General features: G+C 43.3%; 14 protein-coding genes and 1 pseudogene. 9 read left to right on the forward strand and 6 right to left on the reverse strand.

The window, feature by feature from the left end; translation table 11 throughout:
* Positions 1–205 precede the first annotated feature (205 nt).
* The 4 genes from H6G32_RS24995 (at position 206) to H6G32_RS25010 (ending at position 4,551) form a co-directional block, all read left to right on the forward strand.
* Positions 206–1,486, forward strand: coding sequence for a M16 family metallopeptidase (locus tag H6G32_RS24995; RefSeq protein ID WP_190463265.1), 1,281 nt, complete (start codon positions 206–208; stop codon positions 1,484–1,486).
* Between the two features lie 61 nt (positions 1,487–1,547).
* Positions 1,548–2,387 (forward strand): peptidoglycan-binding domain-containing protein, encoded by an 840-nt coding sequence (locus H6G32_RS25000; RefSeq protein ID WP_190463287.1) that lies wholly within the window; start codon positions 1,548–1,550, stop codon positions 2,385–2,387.
* Between the two features lie 384 nt (positions 2,388–2,771).
* Entirely contained in the window at positions 2,772–4,055 is a 1,284-nt protein-coding gene (gene iscB / locus H6G32_RS25005; protein ID WP_190463266.1) for an RNA-guided endonuclease IscB, read from the forward strand.
* A gap of 142 nt (positions 4,056–4,197) precedes the next feature.
* Positions 4,198–4,551, forward strand: a complete 354-nt coding sequence (locus tag H6G32_RS25010) for a phage holin family protein (RefSeq protein WP_190463268.1) — start codon at positions 4,198–4,200, stop codon at positions 4,549–4,551.
* Here the strand turns inward: H6G32_RS25010 and H6G32_RS25015 are convergent.
* The 4 genes from H6G32_RS25015 to H6G32_RS25030 form a co-directional block, all read right to left on the reverse strand.
* Positions 4,523–5,038, reverse strand: a complete 516-nt coding sequence (locus H6G32_RS25015) for a cobalamin biosynthesis protein (protein WP_190463270.1) — start codon at positions 5,036–5,038, stop codon at positions 4,523–4,525. The two genes, H6G32_RS25010 and H6G32_RS25015, sit on opposite strands and share 29 nt — an antisense overlap.
* A 26-nt stretch (positions 5,039–5,064) precedes the next feature.
* Positions 5,065–10,179, reverse strand: coding sequence for an nSTAND1 domain-containing NTPase (locus H6G32_RS25020; protein WP_190463272.1), 5,115 nt, complete (start codon positions 10,177–10,179; stop codon positions 5,065–5,067).
* Entirely contained in the window at positions 10,155–11,486 is a 1,332-nt protein-coding gene (locus tag H6G32_RS25025) for a P-loop NTPase fold protein (RefSeq protein ID WP_190463274.1), read from the reverse strand. The genes H6G32_RS25020 and H6G32_RS25025 overlap by 25 nt, the downstream gene beginning before the upstream one ends.
* A gap of 514 nt (positions 11,487–12,000) precedes the next feature.
* Positions 12,001–12,228: a hypothetical protein gene (locus H6G32_RS25030; RefSeq protein WP_190463276.1), complete on the reverse strand. Its 228-nt coding sequence runs from the start codon at positions 12,226–12,228 to the stop codon at positions 12,001–12,003.
* Positions 12,229–12,713: 485 nt separating this feature from the next.
* On the opposite strand from H6G32_RS25030, the gene tatC reads away from it, so the two are divergent.
* The gene (gene tatC / locus H6G32_RS25035) at positions 12,714–13,508 is read left to right on the forward strand and encodes a twin-arginine translocase subunit TatC (RefSeq protein WP_190463278.1); all 795 of its coding nucleotides are present in this window, start codon (positions 12,714–12,716) and stop codon (positions 13,506–13,508) included.
* A 115-nt stretch (positions 13,509–13,623) separates the two neighbouring features.
* Here the strand turns inward: tatC and H6G32_RS25040 are convergent, their stop codons facing one another.
* Positions 13,624–13,932, reverse strand: coding sequence for a DUF3067 family protein (locus H6G32_RS25040; RefSeq protein ID WP_190463289.1), 309 nt, complete (start codon positions 13,930–13,932; stop codon positions 13,624–13,626).
* A 332-nt stretch (positions 13,933–14,264) separates the two neighbouring features.
* On the opposite strand from H6G32_RS25040, the gene petC reads away from it, so the two are divergent.
* The 3 genes from petC to H6G32_RS25055 all read left to right on the forward strand — a co-directional run bounded on the left by petC (position 14,265) and on the right by H6G32_RS25055 (position 16,467).
* On the forward strand, positions 14,265–14,804 hold the full coding sequence (petC, locus tag H6G32_RS25045) for a cytochrome b6-f complex iron-sulfur subunit (RefSeq protein WP_190463280.1): 540 nt from the start codon (positions 14,265–14,267) through the stop codon (positions 14,802–14,804).
* A gap of 212 nt (positions 14,805–15,016) precedes the next feature.
* Positions 15,017–16,018 carry a cytochrome f gene (gene petA, locus H6G32_RS25050; RefSeq protein ID WP_190463281.1) on the forward strand — a complete coding sequence of 334 codons (1,002 nt, stop codon included), beginning with the start codon at positions 15,017–15,019 and terminating at the stop codon, positions 16,016–16,018.
* A 221-nt stretch (positions 16,019–16,239) separates the two neighbouring features.
* Positions 16,240–16,467 (forward strand): photosystem II protein, Psb35-related, encoded by a 228-nt coding sequence (locus H6G32_RS25055; protein ID WP_190463283.1) that lies wholly within the window; start codon positions 16,240–16,242, stop codon positions 16,465–16,467.
* Positions 16,468–16,598: 131 nt separating this feature from the next.
* Here the strand turns inward: H6G32_RS25055 and H6G32_RS25060 are convergent, their stop codons facing one another.
* Entirely contained in the window at positions 16,599–18,188 is a 1,590-nt protein-coding gene (locus tag H6G32_RS25060) for a glycoside hydrolase family 57 protein (protein ID WP_190463285.1), read from the reverse strand.
* Between the two features lie 145 nt (positions 18,189–18,333).
* On the opposite strand from H6G32_RS25060, the pseudogene H6G32_RS25065 reads away from it, so the two are divergent.
* A pseudogene (locus H6G32_RS25065) lies at positions 18,334–18,552 on the forward strand (RNA-guided endonuclease TnpB family protein); the annotation flags it as partial.

Genomic DNA, 18,552 nt, shown 5'->3' on the forward strand with positions numbered 1-18,552 from the left:
GTTAATTTATCACGTTTGGCTACAGCGTGTAAGCTTACTGAGGGATAACCGCTCCCATGCTCCCATTGAAGTAAGAAGTAAATGTCTAGACTTGTCTAGGATTTATATAGCAGGGATTGTAGATTAAATAAAATCCATGAATTCCCAATTGCATCAATTTTTTAATTGTTAATCTAAAATCCTAAATCCTGGCATTAAATCACTAATGAGTCAAACTGTGGATACTTCTCTATCTAACTCCCATATCCATCGCACCGTATTGCCCAATGGCATTGTCGTACTGGTGGCAGAAAATCCGGCTGCTGATATTGTAGCGGCAAGGGTTTTTGTTCGTGCTGGTAGTTGTTACGAAAATCGGGAGCAGTCAGGGTTGGCGCATTTGGTGTCAGCAGTGATGACAAAGGGCTGCGATGGATTATCTAGCTTAGAAATTGCCGAAAAAGTCGAGTCTGTGGGGGCGAGTTTGAGTGCAGATACTGCCACGGATTATTTTTTGCTGTCGTTGAAGACAGTAACTGCTGATTTTGTGGAAATTCTAGCATTGGCGGGGCGGCTTTTGCGATCGCCAACATTTCCCGAAGCCCAAGTAGAACTAGAACGGCGGCTAGTACTACAAGCTATTCGCTCCCAACAAGAGCAACCCTTTACTATTGCATACAACCAAATGCGGGAGGTAATGTACCAAAATCATCCATACTCCATGTCGGTATTAGGAAACGAAACCACCGTTAGTGCCTTAACCCGTGCAGACTTAGAGCAGTATCACCAAACTCACTTTCGTCCTGATAATGTGGTAATTAGTATTGCTGGGCGAATCACACAAACTGAAGCACTGGCATTGGTGACCAAAATCTTTGGTGATTGGCAAGCCCCGCCACAACCACTGCCAATCCTAGATTTACCTGAAATTGTTGTAGCACCACAACCGTGCCTCAAGCCCATACCTACACAGCAATCAATTATTATGCTGGGTTACATGGGGCCATCGGTGAATTCTCCTGACTATGCCCCCCTGAAGCTGCTCTCTACCTACTTGGGCAATGGGCTTTCTAGCCGCTTGTTTGTCGAATTACGGGAAAAACGGGGCTTGGCTTATGAACTATCTGCCCTTTACTCAACCAGACTATTTCCCGCCTCATTCGTCGTTTACATGGGTACTGCACCAGAAAATACCAGCATCGCCCTTCAAGGACTGCGGCAAGAAGTTGAACTACTGTGTACCACCGAGGTATCAGAAAGTGCCTTACTCGCAGCTAAAAACAAGATATTGGGACAATATGCCTTGGGTAAACAAACTAACGGGCAAATTGCTCAAATATATGGCTGGTATGAAACTTTGGGTTTAGGAATTGAATTTGATAGAGAGTTTCAAGAACTGATTGCGGCTGTCAATGTATCGGATGCCATGACAGCAGCTAGCCGATATTTACAGGAACCATATCTATCTTTAGTTGGTCAAGAGGCTGCAATTAATAGTTACAAATAGTGTAAACTGCGCCATCGCACCAGATGGTAATATTAGCATCAGAAAATTCCAAGTGAATTCTATGAAAGGTAGCCTGAAAGCAAGTATCTTGAACGACTTGAGCGCAAATCAGTTTTATTGGGTACTCCTGTTTTTTGCCACACCTCTGCTCATTGGCTACGCTGCTCAAGTATCGATGGCAGCACCACAACAAATAGCCCAACTAACTGCGGCAGGTAGCATTAACCGCCCTACTCTGACAGTTGGTAGTCAAGGAGAACGTGTATCTGAACTACAAGCAGCTTTGAAACTATTGGGCTTTTATCCAGATACAGTCAACGGTATTTATAACGAAACTACAGCCAGGGCTGTTTCCCAATTTAAGCAAGCAGCTGGCTTGAGTCCAGATGGCGTTGTGGATGCTATCACTTGGCAAAGACTGTTTCCTAGTGAAGCAATATTTACAACAACTAGCTCTTCCCCTCAGCCAAAACCTAACTCGGCGAAAGCTTCTTCTGTTACCACGGTGTCTAGCAATATCCCCAGGATTAAGCCCTCCTCTGAACCAAGACCAGCTAACCCAAAACAGACTACAATTCCCAGGAATCAGACAACAGTACGCACTCAGCCAACAGTACGCACTCAGACAACAGTACGCACTCAGACAACAGTACGCACTCAGCCAACACCTGGTATTCAATACACCTCAGAAGGATTGCCGATTTTGCGTTTAGGGATGCGTGGTTCTGAAGTCGCTAAGTTGCAAACACAACTACAAAAGCTTGGTTTTCTCAAAGGTGGTATAGATGGAGACTTTGGAGTGACAACCGATGCAGCAGTAAAAGCTGCCCAAACACGCTATGGACTAGAGGCTGACGGCGTAGTTGGTGGGTCTACTTGGCAAGCTATTTTGCAGCGTTAGGGTGATACCAAGATTTGTTGAGTCAGTGGCAAGCTGATGTTGCCTGCCCTGCTATTGATATGCTTAAATTCACTGAGGCTGTATCAGATTTTTTCGCCTAAACACTTTATACTTATTACTAATTTCGCTACAAAAGCGTGTCAACCACCCACCACTAATCGGAGTACCGATATAGTGGGGGCTTGAAAAGAGCCTAGTTGACCAGACTAAGTACCTTGAGTACTACGTTAGAGGCAAGGTTTAAGACCTACCAGAGAATGCGTAGCTAGTTCTCTGCTCTAGAACTAAGCGATTAAACAGGCTTAAGGGTTAAACCAGTGTCGCGCGTGATAGTTACCGACCTCTAACATTGTCAAAGCTAACATTACCCGCAAGGAGGCACTTATGTGCAAAGTTCTATTAATTGACACTAACAAAAAACCGTTAGACCCAATTCATTCAGCACAGGCTAGACAGTTATTGCGTAATCAGAAAGCATCTATTTTTAGGCGTTTCCCGTTTACTTTGATACTAAAAGAGTCGCATCCTGATTCTGTGGTATCAGTACTCAGGTTAAAGATAGATCCCGGTGCAGCAACAACAGGAATTGCCTTAGTTAACGATGCAACTGGAGAGGTTGTATTTGCTGCTGAGTTAAAACACAGAGGTTTTGCAATTAGGGACTCATTAACCTCTAGACGACAATTAAGACGCAGTAGACGCGCAAGAATTACTAGATATCGTCAACCAAGATTCTTAAATAGAACTCGTACATTGGGTTGGTTAGCACCAAGTTTACAGAGCCGTGTAGATAATATCAAAACTTGGGTTGAAAAGTTACGCTTTTTTGCCCCCATCGGAGCTATCACTCAAGAATTAGTGCGCTTTGATATGCAATTAATGCGTAATCCAGATATTCAAGGCAAGGAATATCAGCAGGGGACTCTCGCTGGTTTCGAGACTCGTGAATATTTACTTGAGAAGTGGAACAGAGAATGCGCTTATTGTGGGGTCAAAAATGTTCCTCTTCAGATAGAACACATTCAACCAAAAGCTAAAGGAGGTTCAAATTCAATTACAAACCTGAGTTTAAGCTGCGAGAAATGCAATATCAAAAAAGGGACAAAAGACATTAAGGACTTTCTTAAAAAAGAGCCAACAAGATTGCAGAAAATTTTAAGTCAAGCTCGAAAACCTGCTTCTGATGCAGCCGCAGTTAATACAACTCGTTTTGCATTGCTGGAAGTTTTAACAACAACTGGATTACCTGTAGAAACAGGTTCAGGAGGTTTAACCAAGTTTAATCGTAGCCAACAAAACATACCGAAAAGTCACTGGGCTGATGCTGCTGCTGTCGGTAAGTCAACCCCACTTTTAAATATCAAAGGAGTTAAGCCATTATTGGTCAAGGCTAACGGGCATGGTTCTAGACAATCATGTAGAACTGACAAATATGGTTTTCCTTGTCGCTATGTCCCCAGATTTAAGTTTGTTAATGGTTTTCAAACTGGAGACATCGTGAAAGCGGTTGTCCCAAAAGGCAAGAAGATTGGGAAATATATTGGGCGAATTGCAGTAAGAACTAGCGGTAGTTTTAATATCTCAACTGCATCAGGTCTAGCTCAAGGAATCAGTCACAAAAACTGTAAACATATTCACAAAAAAGACGGTTACGAATATGGAAAATAAAAGATTTGTTAATTGCTCAACTGTCCCTCTCATTGTTTGTGCAGGCGCAGAAAATTATTCAAGGGACGTTTCACAATTAACCCTCCATTCCTCCCGCCAGCAAACTGAGTACACTTTTGCTGCGAGTCTCCTGGAGGTTTAGATGAAACACTTTTTATTAACTTGGTTCGGTACTGCGGTAGCATTATTAATCACCGCTAACATTGTTCCGGGATTCATTCTCACGACTTTTCAGGCTGCTCTTGTTGCCGCAATAGTTATCGGGTTGGTGAATGCGTTTATTCGTCCAATTTTGAGTGTTTTGTCGTTTCCAATTACCTTACTCACCTTTGGTTTGTTTACATTGGTGATCAACGCCTTAACTCTTTGGCTGGCCAGTGGTCTGACTCCTGGGTCTGGTTTTGAGATTAAGGGCTTTTTGCCTGCTTTCTTGGGTTCAATTGTGTTATCGATTGTTTCTAGCATCATTAACTATTTTCTGAGGGCGATTGAGTAGAGACGTTGCCTGCAATCTGCTGTATGCCTTGGGCAACAGCTACCGTCACCACCCCTGGTTTTCCTGGTAATCGGAAAATTTGTTTAGGAACCAAGAAACTTACTCCCAACCCCTCTATAGTCTTTCCTAAAAAATGGGACTCTAGAGGGTTGAGTCTAGAAGCGGCACAAATAGCAGAGGCTTCGGCCACACTGGGGGTGCCGATGTTTTTTTCAATAATTTTGGCAGGGTTGGGAACCAAGATAGTGCTGAGAATTTCTGCTGAAAAGGTGATTAAAGGTAAATTGTGTAGGCGGCAAAATTCCACTAAACCAACTTCTGAAGCTTTAGAGTCGATAGTGGCAATACCTGCGATCGCACTATGGAAAAGCTGATATTCTCGAAAGACTTGCTCAATTGCTTTGCCAATTAAATCCTGTGAAGTTCCTCTTTGACAACCAATTCCCACCCATAAAAGCCCTGTAGATAAGGCTAATTTTGACATCATAACAACTAAGTTGTTTGTATCCACAATCAGTTTTTTATTTTTGCACAAAGTGCGATATCCCCTTTAGCGGGGCGTAGTTCATCGCTATTTGTCACCTTCGGGTTATGCAACAGATAGTCATGTATTAAACTACAACCATGGGCCAGTAAGCTCTCCAGCTTAATATCTGACAAATTTCGCAAAATCACCGTACCGTTGCCACTACCCGCAGCCAGAGTTTTACCATCTGGGCTAAAACTAACACTGGTTAACTCATCCTTATCACCCTTCAAAGCAATCAGCAGAGTCCCTTCCCGGCTCCAAAGCCGCACCTTATCATCACTGCTGACAGCCAGAGTTTTACCATCTGGGCTAAAACTGACACTGATGAAACCATCGCCCTCCCCGGAGAGAGTTTTTAACAAAGCCCCGTCCCGGCTCCAAAGTTTCACTGTACTATCAATACTGGCTGAGGCTATAGTTTGACCATCAGCTGACCAAGCTACACCATTTACCCGTCGGCTATGACCCTGTAAGGTGTTGAGCAGTTTACCATCACGTCCCCAAACCTTCACCGTAGCGTCATCACTGGCTGATGCTAAAAACTGACTATCGGGGCTGAAGCTGACCCAATTCACAGCGTTGGTATGTCCCTGCAAAGTATTCAGCAGTTGACCGTCCCGGCTCCAAAGTTTCACAGTTTTATCTTTGCTAGCTGAGGCGATAATTTGTCCATCAGCTGACCAAGCTACACTTAAAACCGCATCGTTATGACCCTTCAAAGTATTCAGCAGTTGACCATCGCGACTCCAGAGTTTCACAGTTTTATCTTTGCTAGCTGAGGCGATAGTTTGTCCATCAGCTGACCAAGCTACACCCCAGACTTGATCATCATCACCTGGTAAGATTTTCAGCAGTTGACCATCCCGACTCCAGAGTTTCACAGTTTTATCTCGACTCGCCGCCGCCAAGGTTTTACCATCAGGACTAAAACTGATGCTAGTAATCCAATCATGATTAGCTTTGGGGTTTCGCAGCAACACATCATCCCAACGCCAAAGTTTAATAGTTTTATCCCGACCAGCAGAAATCAAAGTCTTACCATCTGGGCTAAAGCTGACACTATTCACCCAATTATTATGTCCCTTCAAGGTTCCTAACAGTACACCAAACCGACTCCAGAGTTTAATTGTCTCGTCAGTACTAGCTGAGGCGATTGTTTGACCATTAGGACTAAAACTCACACTAGTAACACCAGCACTATGTCCCGATAGAGTTCTCAAAAACTTACCTTCTCGGCTCCATAGTTTCACCGTCTTATCTAAACTAGTGGTAGCAATTGTTTGACCATCAGGCGACCAAGCTACACTTTTAACTGCATCTTCATGTCCCTGTAAAATCTTCAGCAATTTACCATCCCGACTCCATAGCTTGGTTGTATTGTCAGCACTGGCCGCTGCAATCATTTGACCATCAGGCGACCAAGCTACACCCAAAACCGCACTACCAAACCCTGTTAAGGTGTTGAGCAGTTGACCGTTCCGACTCCACAGTTTCACCGTCTTATCTAAACTTGCAGAAGCAATAATTTGACTATCAGGACTAAAACTGACACCGTTTACCACAGCCCTATGTCCTGATAATGTAGCCAGCAGCTTACCTTCCCGACTCCACAGTTTTACCGTCTTATCTTGACTAGCAGAAGCAATGATTTGACTATCAGGGCTGAATGTAGCGCTATTTACCACATCATCATGCCCCGCTAAGGTTTGGAACAAGCTACCATCAGGACGCCAAAGTTTGATAGTTGCATCTGCACTGGCTGAGGCCATCAAAGAACCATCAGGGCTGAATGTAGCGCTATTGACCCCAGACAAATGCCCCTCTAAGCGGTTGCGCTCTTTTACCCCGTAAACTGCCTGGTATAGAGAGGTTAGCACCACTTGCCGCGTAGAAGAATCTACCCAGAAATTTTGTTGTAATTTTTTCCCTGCCTTTAAACCTTCTTTGACAGCATCGATGCCTTTTTGTGAGGCAAAAAGTGCTTCACTGGATGCACTGAGGGTTTTAATCTCGCTATCTACTGCTGTGATGATAGAAATAGTTAAACCGAATATGGCAAAAATAGAAGCACCAAGGGCGATTGTCAGGGAACGATTTAAGCGAACTTCACTCAGCCGTTGTTTTGCTTGACTTTCTACTAATTGAGCAGTTAACTCTTTTTCTTTAAGTTCCGCTCGCAGATGTTCAATTTCTAACTGACTTAGTTCTTCGCGCTTGCGTAGCTCTCGCAGTTCTGTAACTAAGTCTAATCCCTGTTGGGGTTGACTATCTACCAATTTAGCTTGCTGCTTTTTTTGTCGCAGTTCGCTTTTAAGTCGCTCAATTTCCGTTTGACTTTGGTCTACTTTGTCACGCAATTGATTAAGTTGTGCCTGTAAGCTTGATTCTTGTTGTTGGAGGTAGCGAATCAAGTCTACTAAATAATCATGAATTAGTTGATAGCGTTCGGGAACATCGGGGAATAACACTACTAATCCTGAGCGCACTAAAATATCTAAAACTAACTCTAATTTGGCAGAATCTTCTAATTCTGCTAGTTCTGCTGCTAACTCAGCACGAGTTTTAAATGGTCGTTTGTTACTTTCATCTGTTAATAAGTACAAGACGAGTAAAGCTGCGCGTTGATTTTCTGTTCCGCAGTCTTTAATTAGTTCTTTGATGTAGCGCTCGATCAGTTTATTTGGTCGGTAGGGCTGATATTGCTCTAGCTTGGTAATGCGTTCATCTTGCAGTTGTGCTCCCACTACCTGTAACTCAATCGGGCGGACTTCTCCTAGTTCTGCTGATAAATCTTCGACTAAGGCATCAATCAACGCAGGTTCTAAATTAAATTGCGATCGCTCAGTTAACTTTTGGATAATAGTTCTGGCATATTCTGGGGAAAAATTATTTAACTGATAGCGGATATTTTTATCGAGAATATTATTATTAATCGCTTCCAGTGCCGAGAGATGTTTAAATTCTAATAACCGATGTAAATAATCTTCTCGCAAAGACAAGATAACTTTAACAAAAGATATATTTAGGCATTCACTAATAAATCTATCAAACTCTTGCTTTTGATTACGGTCGGTATAACCAAAGAAATATTCTTCAAATTGGTCAAAAATTAAAACTGTAATCAGATGGCTATCAGCATTTTCTCGTAATTGCTGCCAAATCCCGGCGATGGTGATGGGTGTAGCCAATTCAATCGCTGGACTTCCCTTAATTAGAGAAACTGCCGCTGTTAAAGATTTCCCTAATTCCCGCACCCAATCGGTATAAACTTGTAAGACCACAGGTACGGCAATTTGATCACCAATGGCGCGATTTTGCAGTGCTGGGACTAAGCCTGCGTTCACGGTTGAACTTTTACCCACACCAGATTGACCGTGAATTACTGTTAACTTTTGGTCGGCGCGGCCAATTCTGCCAATTAAGTTATTAATATCACCTTCCCGACCAGAGGCAGCAATTTCTAAAGCGACGCTGCGATTGCCGCTAGATGACATCAAGGCTGGATTGGTGGCTTGTCTTTGGGGTTGGAGACGTCCGGCACCGATGAAAGCGCGAAAGCCGTACTGCTGCTCAACAGAACGGCGTTTTTGGCGAATAATATATGCTTCTAGATAGCGACCTGCTTCAAAATAAAGCGATCGCATATTTCGCAATAGGCGAATATAACGATGGGCATCATATTGATGGTCGCTATTTTCTAAAGATGCTGACAGTTCTAAAGTAGCTTTTTCTAAATAATCATCAGCAACGTCTTGCTCACCTATATGGCGCTGTGCTTTCGCTAAAATCAAATAATAAATTTGTCCCAGCAGCAAGGGAAACAAGCTGTGATGTGGTTGATGATGCTTTTGTGCTTCCCCTAATTTCAGTAGCGCTACATGGGCTAAAATACTCGCCTGTACCCACCTGAATTGCTGCACAGCTACTTGAGCCAGAAACCCGTAGTCACAGGCTAATTGAATTTGACTACCATAATTTTGATGCAATTCCAGAGACTCTTGAGCAACAAGTTGCAATTCTGACCATTCTTGGAGATGTTGCAAAACTTCAGCGAGTTTGCCAATAAACTCAGCAACTAAATCTACACGTTTAGCTACATGAAAAACATTTAAACATTGCTGAAAATAATATTTAGCATCATACCAATGGCGGCGATTTTCTGTTTGATTTTGTTCTGCTAAACGGGAATAACATAAACCAATATAAAAAAGTAAAACTCCCTGGCGTAGTAGATGAAGAGACGGGGCGCTAGGAATAGGAGATTTCGATAAATTTTCCCATTCTACAATACCTCTTCTTCTTTCTCTTCGTTGCCTTTGTCCCTCTTTTATCGTTTCTTCCTGCCAAAATTGCCAGCTTTGGAGAAAGTGGGTTAAAGCTAACTTTATCCGGTCACTGACATAATCATCTAGACCAAAAACAAATTGCAGACTAGCATTTAATTCTGGCTCTAAGCTAATACCGCGATTTTCTAATTCTTTAATGGCAAAGTGGAGTTCATAACTGCGCTGCCAGACTTGCTCTAAAGTAAAATTATCAAGTTTTATTTGATTGTTTTGAGGAGTATTGGCGTGTAACACTGTAGCGAACAAAGAGTCAGTTTCTTGTTGCAGAAATTGCAACAAATCTGGAGAGGTCATTTCAAACCGAATCGGTGTTGCTGCCCAACTAGCGAAATCTGGTGCCAAGCGCACTAGCTTTTGCAATACTTCTTCATTTACCCACAAAACCATCGGGAAGGTGTGGCGTTTACGAAATTCGTCGCGAATGTGATTGATCGAAGTTAGTAGATCATCAAGTCCATCCACTGACTCTAAACCCAAGATCATCAATGCTGAGGGTTGATGAACCGTTAGCTGAAAATGGATAGTTGTATACAGACTTCTGGCATTTTGGGGCAAAACTACTTTTTGAATTTGGTAGGCACCCAGAGTAAGTTCTGCAAGTCGTTGCAGGAGTAGCTCCTGCAAGACTTGATAGTTACAGCAGACCAAAACCACCGAGAATTGACCACTAGAGAGGGAAATTGCCCTCCCTAAACTCCGCAGAGCCCGTTCGTTAGCGGCTTTGATATCTACTGGTGGGTGTGGTTCAACCATGATTTAAATTTTTGCGTTTCGGCTAACACTGGGTTGACGGCAAACCAAGCTCCCTGGCGATCGCGATATTCAAATACAAACAAGCTCCGCAACAGAGTGTGGTACTCAATTTCACCGCCAACCCTTTGTTTTTGCACCACCTGAAAAATTAAATCCCACTCATGGGGGTCGATGGCTTTGGCTCGGTAATCTCGCTGTCTTTGAATTACCAATTCCACACAGTCACGGTCAAAGGGTGGATCTTGGTCGCGGAGACAGTCAAACAGCAGCCCTAGCAAGTCGCGCACATGACCACCACTGATCATACACAACCTGTCTAAAGTCTCTAAACTATCAAATACCTCTGTAATTAAGGCTAACCGATCGCTCACCAAAATGTCAGGGAAGGCTCTAGCCAACACCATTTGCCGCATTAGTTCTAGCCCTTCGGGAAAAATCTCCCCAGAACGTAGACGCACGGGTATCATGGGCAATACTTTTGGTGCTACCCCACCTCCCAAGCGATGCTGAAGTTCGGCGCTATCGTTGGAGAAAGTGATGGCTAGGGGAATTGTGTAAACTACATGACAATGCAGTTTGCGTAATTGTTCACCCCGCTCGATGAATAAATATTCTGGAAGCGATCGCCCCGATGGTAAAGGACGAATTGCTACCCGATCCAAGTTATCAACAATTACCACCAGCCCTTTTTTGCCTTTGGCTTTGAGTACAGCGTTAGCAGGTTCTAGCAGTTCTTGATTAATTGAAAACAGAATATTTTCTGTCCGTGGTTCTAGATAGTCCCTTAAACGTCGCCGTAATTGGGGACTTTCTTTGGTCTTCGCCGTAATTTTGGCAATCCCAACAGACAACTCAGCTTCTACCCCAAGTTCAATCGGTGTTTGCAGAAAATCCACAACCTCAGTAAACAACTTGGTAAAATAGGTAGGTTTGAGGCGGATTTGCATCGCTTCTAGGCTTTCACTCACCTGACCTGCGATCGCCAACAGAATATCAGTCACATCCACATCTGCCATTTCTAGGACACGGGTGGACTCAAAATAAACTACTTGAAATTTCTGTTCCTCTAACTCAGCTTTCAGGCGCAACAACTCCGTCGATTTGCCACAACCAAGGTGTCCTGTAAATAGCTGACAGGTTGGTGTATCCGGCGAGATTCGGGTGATAGTGCGCTGCAAAGCCTCAATAATTTTGCCCCCCCGTACCGAGGCAAAATCGATATAGTACCGGCGATCGGCTGCATTTCCTATCATTAGCGGTCTGCTCGGATTGCAAGCCTGATAAAATCTTTCTAAATCTAGGAGCATAACTAATCGAATTCACTCAGGAATGGGGAGGACAAAAACGGAATAAATATATTTACCTTTGAGAATTAATACTTGACTGTAGTACATCTTACTCAAATTACAACCCAAAATCTTAGCACTCCGGATAGTTTTGCATATATTTGTACTACAGTTTAATCCTACATTTAAAAATTACTCAGCAGAAATACTCTTACAAGTAAAACACTCATAAACTACTTGCACAACACAAGAGCAAATATTTTTCTGCCTTGTGCCTTCTGCTCGATTTTCCAGTCAAAACTGCCAAAATCGCTGACTAATAAAAAACTATTGCTATATATTGTAAAAATATCTCAAATAGAAAAAGGTACTATTAAGTACAATTAAAGATTTAGCTGCTGCTAATTTAAACCCCAAATTTTTTATCTTTAGGTTGGTTTAAATAACTATATTTATTGTGATAAAAATATAAATTCAACAATCAGCATCCAACCAAACCAAAAACTATTAACTTAAAACAGCCAATAACACCTGATTAATCCTTACAAATTCCTGAACGCAAGCAATCTTCTGGTTGGTCATCTCTAGCAGTTATTTTCCACGGTACTATGTATAACTTAGCCTCTTTGCTAGTGGCGCTCTGCGTAATTGTGATCGGAAATATCTGCTTGAACAATGGCACGCCACTACTAGCAAAGCCGACACTGGAATTGTACAGATAAACTGGCAAGGCCATTAATCCGGCACAAATTGTCCTATTCATACAAAACCTCAGTTCAAGATTTCCGATTGCGTTATAGGAGACGCCATCTTGATGAACCGGAGTTGAAAAACTGAATATTGTATGCTGATGTTGTGTCCATTTACTAAATATTGCTGGCCCTAGAGATGTGATTTATAAATTAAATTATCGGTTCTAACCTTTTAGAGGGTAGGCACTGGCTACAAGATGGCTTCCTACTCACTTATGCAGACGCAACACCAAAAAACCGGACAAAAATTCCACAGCAGCCACAAACATCTCTTGGTAGGGGCTTCGGCAGATAAAATAGTTAACGGAGATTGGGTAATGGGTAATGGGTAATTGGTAGTTGGTAATGGGTAATTGGTAATTGGTAATTGGGTAGAGACTTCATCAATCAATAATTGCCCCTGCCTCCTGCCCCCTGCCCCCTGCCTCCTGCCCCCAGTCCTCAATCCCCAGTCCTGAATCCCCAATCCCTAGTAACGCACGAAGCGCTTTGAATCATGACGCCTTCACAAGACGTAGATACTATTAATTCTCCCGATATCGACCTAGAACGATACGGCAACTCAGGAGTTGATCCCCTAGATGACTTACCAGATGAGGTGGAAATGTCGCTTTTCGACCACCTTGAAGAGTTGCGCTACCGGATTTTTTATTCTCTAATTGCTGTAGGAGTGAGCATTATCGGCTGCTTCCTCGCCGTTAAGCCCCTAGTGCAACTACTAGAAGTTCCCGCCCAAGGAGTTAAATTTCTTCAACTAGCTCCCGGAGAATATTTCTTTGTTTCCTTCAAAGTCGCAGGCTATAGCGGCTTAGTGCTTGCTAGTCCTTTTATTCTTTACCAAATTATTCAGTTTGTTCTTCCAGGACTGACTATCCGCGAACGGCGTTTATTAGGGCCTGTGGTTTTGGGGTCGAGTGTGCTATTCCTGTCCGGGTTAGTATTTGCTTACTTGCTACTTATTCCCGCCGCTTTAAAATTCTTTATTAGTTACGGTGCTGATGTAGTAGAGCAATTGTGGTCAATTGATAAATATTTTGAATTTGTGCTGTTGCTGTTATTCAGCACTGGGTTAGCATTTCAAATTCCCATTATCCAATTGTTGCTTGGTAATTTAGGAATTGTCTCTTCGCAAAAAATGGTGGCTGGTTGGCGTTTCGTGATTATGGGCGCAGTAATTTTAGGAGCAGTTCTCACACCTTCTACTGATCCTCTGACCCAAAGTCTTTTAGCAGGAGCAGTTTTAGGGCTTTACTTTGGTGGTGTTGGTTTAGTTAAGCTCACAGGTAAATGACGGTCGGGTTGCTCTAATTCAAAATTAAAAATGTCCATTTACCTTTAACTTATTACTGCCTTGTTTTGGACTATGGTTTCTTTCTGTAGATTTCTACGATTGGGGCGATATCTGGTCATAACATCCATTCTGAAGAGCGTTCACCCAAATCTAAAGGAATGCTAACAGCTTTACCGAGTCGGGGGCGATCGCGTGTTTGGGTAATAAATTTTTGCACTTGTGTTGTCCCACCCAAGGCAGAAAGATAATTAGCAATACCATCAAGATGTTCTTGGTACTCTACCTCGCTTAAGGGAAAAGACGCTTGCTCAAGATATTTCCACATCACTTGCAGAAATATCTTCCCCTGTGTCCGCCGAAACTGGACATCGTAAGAGTATCCCCACTTATCAATCAACATTTGGCGTAATTCCTGTCCTGTCATACCAATTTTGGATTTTGGATTTTGGATTTTAGATTGGGAAGACTCATGATTGCGCTGTTCCATCGATTTGAAACGATATGGACTATCCCAATTTGGGGTCATGGCTTTTCTCAATTAGATTTTACATTTAGTTATGATGTTAAGTTCCGTAACTCCAGTATGATAGGGATATAAAGAAATGTAATGCTAACAGAAAAGATGCTAAATATATCTTGCAACAAAGAACTATGGCATCGTCGTGAGCGTTAGCATTTCGACTCAGACAAGAGTTGCTCAAGTACTGGTACTCTAGTCACTAATGCTTATCAAAATACACAAAGAGCGCGTAGATTATGGCTCAATTTTCTGAATCCGTGGACGTGCCCGATATGGGGCGTCGTCAATTCATGAATCTGCTCACTTTTGGGACTGTCACGGGAGTGGCACTTGGTGCATTGTATCCCGTTGTTAAGTACTTTATTCCACCTGCTAGCGGTGGTGCTGGTGGCGGAACAACGGCAAAAGATGAATTGGGCAACGAGGTTAGCCTCAGCAAATTTCTCGAAAGCCATAATGTAGGCGATCGCACTCTAGTTCAAGGACTCAAGGGCGACCCCACCTATATGGTGGTAGAAAGCAAAGAGGCAATTGCCGATTACGGCATTAATGCCATCTGCACCCACCTAGGTTGTGTTGTCCCTTGGAATGTGGCTGAAAACAAGTTTAAATGCCCTTGTCACGGTTCCCAATACGATGCAACTGGTAAGGTTGTCCGAGGCCCAGCACCACTTTCTTTGGCTTTGGCCCATGCCAAAGTAGACGAAGACAAAATTGTCTTGACCCCTTGGACAGAAACCGACTTCCGCACAGGCGAAGCACCTTGGTGGTCTTAAGCAGTGCTGAGTATTGAGTTATTAGTCCAAAGTCTCAGATAAACTCCTGACCAATGACTAATGACCCTTCGGGTTCGCCAGTTGCTCATGGGGAGCCACTGCGTTGGACGGGTTCCCCGGCTTAAAGCACGTGGCGTGGAAACAAGACGGTTCTGCGCACTGGCTCACCAACGACTAATGACTAATGACTAATAACCAATGACTAAATTGAGATGAGAAATGCTTTCATAACGGCGAGGTTGACTCGCAGTGGTAGAGCAATGGTAAACACATTGCTAATAGCGATCGCTACCGTGACGTTTTTCTTCACCAGCGATCTCGCCCTTCCCCAATCTGCTGCTGCTTACCCTTTTTGGGCACAGCAAACCTATCCCGAAACACCCCGCGAACCAACTGGGCGAATTGTTTGCGCTAACTGTCACCTAGCGGCCAAGCCGACAGAAGTGGAAATTCCCCAATCAGTGCTACCTGACACCGTGTTTAAAGCCGTAGTGAAAATTCCCTACGACACTAGCGCCCAGCAGGTAGGTGCCGATGGTTCTAAAGTTGGCTTAAACGTCGGCGCTGTGTTGATGTTGCCCGAAGGCTTCAAAATCGCTCCTGAAGAACGTGTTCCTGAGGAGATGAAAGAAGAAATCGAGGGTCTATTCTATCAACCCTACAGCGAAGAAAAAGAAAACATCGTCATCATTGGCCCCCTACCAGGCGAACAATATCAGGAAATCGTCTTCCCTGTTCTTTCTCCCAACCCCGCAACTGACAAAAATATCAAATTTGGTAAATACTCAGTACACGCAGGCGGTAACCGGGGACGCGGACAAGTTTACCCCACAGGTGAAAAGAGCAACAACAATATTTACAACGCTTCCGCTACTGGCACAATTACCAAGATTGCCAAAGAGGAAGATGAAGACGGTAACGTCAAATTTGTAGTTAGCATCAAAACCGAAGCTGGTGATATTGTCACTGATACCATTCCCGCAGGGCCAGAATTGATTGTTTCTGAAGGACAAGCAGTTACATCTGGTGATGCCTTAACCAACAACCCGAACGTCGGTGGTTTTGGTCAAGATGATGCAGAAATCGTCCTCCAAGATGCATCCAGAGTCAAATGGTTGATTGCATTCATCTCACTTGTGATGTTAGCGCAAGTAATGCTAGTGCTCAAGAAGAAACAAATCGAAAAAGTCCAAGCAGCCGAAATGAATTTCTAAATTCTCTGCTAAATAATTAATTTTTAGGACAGGCATCTTGCCTGTCTTTTTTGCTTTTAACCCTCTTGTTTGCGCTTTGGCGTCTGGGCGAAATTATCACAGTACGGAATACCGTATCTGTCCCATCGGCTAGCACACCAAAGGATAGATTGCGAGTTTTGTATTAATCACGTTATATTTATTTACATAAAGTTACATAAATTAAAACAAGAGGTTTCGGAATGACTATCTTAATTGCATTATTGGTTGTAGGTTGGGTAGCTGGTTCAGTTTTAGGCTCTTTAGCTTATTTCTTGGGAGAGCAAAGCAAACCTATCCATGAACGTAACTGGCGTTCTGAGTCTTTTGATCAGTTGGCTAAATCTATCACTGGTATGGATATTGATTATAGCGATCGCACTCCTGCCTATGCAATGGATGCTTACACTAGCCGCACGCTACCGCAATAAGCAGTAAATGCATCTGGCGAAAATATCGATAAAAATATCCCCCAGTAACCTTACTGGGGGCTTTGCTTGTGAGCCAAGCTCCTCAAAGGTTATAGCCGAAAAACCATGCAAGTTAAATTGAGGACAGATTATTACACAGGACGATAGACGCGATAGTTAATTTCCGGGAAAATATTGTCCATTAACTCGACTTTTTCGAGCCAACCGCTATCGACCTTACCGATTTTTACATCATCGTAAAGCTTGTTGAAGCGCATCAGGTGCGATCGCGTCCTTCTTACCGCGTAAGGCACCATTGTACCCGTTCGCATAATAAAAGCCCAGTCAGAAGATTGTGCTAATAGCAGTTCCCGCGCTGCTTGGTTTAGCGCTTTCCATTGCAATTCATCCTGTGGTTCCAGTGTTGATATTTCAATCATGCGTTCGGCAGCTTTGTGCAAATGCGGGTAAATCCACGCGTTCGTTTCATTCAACCAATACTCATGGAAACCCTTATAACCCCAACTAGACTGGGAAGGACGACACACTTGCTGATTTGGGTTTTCCCGTAAATAATCTGCCAAATGAGTCATTTGATATGTTTTTTGGTCATACCATGACTTGCGGAACAGGTAATCAATAAACCAAGGGCCTTCATACCACCAATGTCCAAATAACTCCGCATCGTAGGGAGAAACAATCACCGGCGGACGCTGCATAATCCCATAGAGATGCGCTGCTTGCTGCTCGCGATTATACATAAAGTTGGCAGCGTGTTCTGCTGCCTTTTCCCTTGCCCAATAAGGATCGTAGAGTGCCTTATCTGACAATCCTAAGCCACGTCCAGTAATTTTATGATACTTAATACCCGTATTTTTTCGCTGACCATTGGGCATGATATAGGGCTTGATGTACTCATATTCTGCTTCCCAGCCCAAATCTTTATAAAATTCCCGATATTCTGCCGCCCCAGGATAGCCTACCTCAGAAGACCATACCTGTTGGGAAGATTCATGATCTCGACCAAAGGCAGCCACACCAGTTTCAGTAAAAATTGGGGCATAAGTGCCAAAGCGAGGACGGGGACGGGCGTAAAGAATCCCATGGCCATCAGTGAGGAAGTAGCGCAAACCAGCATCTGCTAGCATCCGCTCCACACCTTCATAGTAAGCACATTCAGGCAACCAAATGCCTCTAGGCGCTTTTCCAAAGGTTTGCTCATAGTGTTCGCAAGCTACCTGAATTTGCGCCCACACAGCTTGCGGATACATTTTCATCAATGGAAAGTAGCCGTGAGTAGCGCCGCAAGTGATAATTTCTAGGTTATTAGTGTCTTGGAACTGCTTAAAAGCTGTTACCAAGTCACCGTCGTAACGTTCCCATAGCTCCCGCGCTTCGTTAAACTCCGCGGCGTAATGTTCAGCTAAATAACGAAGGTGCCCGTTGTGGACATTGCGCTCGGCTTCTAGTTCTGTAAGTTCTTCTAATTGAGCTAAGTGTGCATCATAGCGTTCTTGCAGCAAAGGATCACGGAGCATTGACACTAGGGGTGGTGTCATGCTCATCGTGATTTTAAAGTCGATCCCGTCTCGCTTTAAGCCTTCAAATACTTTCAATAAGGGAATGTAGGTTTCGGTAATGGCTTCATAGAGCCATTCTTCCTCCAGCACGTAGTCACTTTCTGGGTGACGAACGAAGGGCAGGTGTGCGTGGAGTACGAGCGCAACGTAGCCTATAGCCATAGTAATTCTGGGGGTAGATGCAGTTATCAAAAATCTAGCTAATTTTTCTCAATACTACTCATTTTTCTAGCTAGATGTGAATAATGAGTAGGTTTTTTTTTCGAGATTGGTTTTAAGAAAGCCATTCTCACAGTATAATCAAGTTATGAAGCTAGTTGAACGTCATATCATCACCAAAAACCATCCTTTCTGGTCAGACATTGACCACAAGGCTTTTTTGTCTAAAAATTTGTTTAACTTAGCTAATTACCATTATCGTCAATATTTCTTTCAACACCACCAGAAACTAAACTTTAATCAACTCTATCACCAATTGTCTCAAACCGACGACTACAAAGCTTTACCAACAAAAGTTAGTAAGCAA

The organism is Cylindrospermum sp. FACHB-282 (assembly GCF_014697195.1).
Lineage (GTDB): Bacteria > Cyanobacteriota > Cyanobacteriia > Cyanobacteriales > Nostocaceae > Cylindrospermum.